This is a genomic window from Pantoea anthophila (assembly GCF_006494375.1).
Lineage (GTDB): Bacteria > Pseudomonadota > Gammaproteobacteria > Enterobacterales > Enterobacteriaceae > Pantoea > Pantoea anthophila.
Map to the genome: position 1 here is coordinate 1 of NZ_VHIZ01000057.1, position 2,572 is coordinate 2,572.

General features: G+C 54.2%; 1 rRNA gene. It reads left to right on the plus strand.

From position 1 onward, the window contains the following. A 23S ribosomal RNA gene (locus FJW00_RS19835) occupies positions 1 to 2,552 on the plus strand; the annotation flags it as partial. Between the last annotated feature and the right edge of the window lie 20 nt (positions 2,553 to 2,572).

Below are 2,572 nucleotides of genomic sequence, written 5' to 3' on the forward strand. Positions count from 1 at the left end.
GCTGTGAGCTCGATGAGTAAGGCGGGACACGTGGTATCCTGTCTGAATATGGGGGGACCATCCTCCAAGGCTAAATACTCCTGACTGACCGATAGTGAACCAGTACCGTGAGGGAAAGGCGAAAAGAACCCCGGCGAGGGGAGTGAAACAGAACCTGAAACCGTGTACGTACAAGCAGTGGGAGCACCCTTGTGGTGTGACTGCGTACCTTTTGTATAATGGGTCAGCGACTTATATTCTGTAGCAAGGTTAACCGTATAGGGGAGCCGCAGGGAAACCGAGTCTTAACTGGGCGTTAAGTTGCAGGGTATAGACCCGAAACCCGGTGATCTAGCCATGGGCAGGTTGAAGGTTGGGTAACACTAACTGGAGGACCGAACCGACTAATGTTGAAAAATTAGCGGATGACCTGTGGCTGGGGGTGAAAGGCCAATCAAACCGGGAGATAGCTGGTTCTCCCCGAAAGCTATTTAGGTAGCGCCTCGTGAACTCATCTCCGGGGGTAGAGCACTGTTTCGGCTAGGGGGCCATCCCGGCTTACCAACCCGATGCAAACTGCGAATACCGGAGAATGTTATCACGGGAGACACACGGCGGGTGCTAACGTCCGTCGTGAAGAGGGAAACAACCCAGACCGCCAGCTAAGGTCCCAAAGTCATGGTTAAGTGGGAAACGATGTGGGAAGGCACAGACAGCCAGGATGTTGGCTTAGAAGCAGCCATCATTTAAAGAAAGCGTAATAGCTCACTGGTCGAGTCGGCCTGCGCGGAAGATGTAACGGGGCTAAACCATGCACCGAAGCTGCGGCAGCGACACTTATGTGTTGTTGGGTAGGGGAGCGTTCTGTAAGCCGTCGAAGGTGTGTCGTGAGGCATGCTGGAGGTATCAGAAGTGCGAATGCTGACATAAGTAACGATAAAGCGGGTGAAAAGCCCGCTCGCCGGAAGACCAAGGGTTCCTGTTCAACGTTAATCGGAGCAGGGTGAGTCGACCCCTAAGGCGAGGCCGAAAGGCGTAGTCGATGGGAAACAGGTTAATATTCCTGTACTCGGTGTTACTGCGAAGGGGGGACGGAGAAGGCTATATCAGCCGGGCGACGGTTGTCCCGGTTTAAGCGTGTAGGCGGAGGGTCCAGGTAAATCCGGACTCTTTTAACGCTGAGGCGTGACGACGAGGCACTACGGTGCTGAAGTGATAAATGCCCTGCTTCCAGGAAAAGCCTCTAAGCATCAGGTAACACAGAATCGTACCCCAAACCGACACAGGTGGTCAGGTAGAGAATACCAAGGCGCTTGAGAGAACTCGGGTGAAGGAACTAGGCAAAATGGTGCCGTAACTTCGGGAGAAGGCACGCTGGCGCGTAGGTGAAGGGACTTGCTCCCGGAGCTGAAGCCAGTCGAAGATACCAGCTGGCTGCAACTGTTTATTAAAAACACAGCACTGTGCAAACACGAAAGTGGACGTATACGGTGTGACGCCTGCCCGGTGCCGGAAGGTTAATTGATGGGGTTATCCGCAAGGAGAAGCTCTTGATCGAAGCCCCGGTAAACGGCGGCCGTAACTATAACGGTCCTAAGGTAGCGAAATTCCTTGTCGGGTAAGTTCCGACCTGCACGAATGGCGTAATGATGGCCAGGCTGTCTCCACCCGAGACTCAGTGAAATTGAACTCGCTGTGAAGATGCAGTGTACCCGCGGCAAGACGGAAAGACCCCGTGAACCTTTACTACAGCTTGACACTGAACATTGAGCCTTGATGTGTAGGATAGGTGGGAGGCTTTGAAGCGCGGACGCCAGTCTGCGTGGAGCCATCCTTGAAATACCACCCTTTAATGTTTGATGTTCTAACGTGGCCCCGTGATCCGGGGTGCGGACAGTGTCTGGTGGGTAGTTTGACTGGGGCGGTCTCCTCCCAAAGAGTAACGGAGGAGCACGAAGGTCAGCTAATCACGGTCGGACATCGTGAGGTTAGTGCAATGGCATAAGCTGGCTTGACTGCGAGAGTGACGGCTCGAGCAGGTGCGAAAGCAGGTCATAGTGATCCGGTGGTTCTGAATGGAAGGGCCATCGCTCAACGGATAAAAGGTACTCCGGGGATAACAGGCTGATACCGCCCAAGAGTTCATATCGACGGCGGTGTTTGGCACCTCGATGTCGGCTCATCACATCCTGGGGCTGAAGTAGGTCCCAAGGGTACGGCTGTTCGCCGTTTAAAGTGGTACGCGAGCTGGGTTTAGAACGTCGTGAGACAGTTCGGTCCCTATCTGCCGTGGGCGCTGGAGAATTGAGGGGGGTTGCTCCTAGTACGAGAGGACCGGAGTGAACGCACCACTGGTGTTCGGGTTGTCATGCCAATGGCACTGCCCGGTAGCTAAGTGCGGAAAAGATAAGTGCTGAAAGCATCTAAGCACGAAACTTGCCCCGAGATGAGTTCTCCCTGACCCCTTGAGGGTCCTGAAGGGACGTTGAAGACGACGACGTTGATAGGCCGGGTGTGTAAGCGCAGCGATGCGTTGAGCTAACCGGTACTAATGACCCGTGAGGCTTAACCTTACAACGCCAGAGGCGTTTTT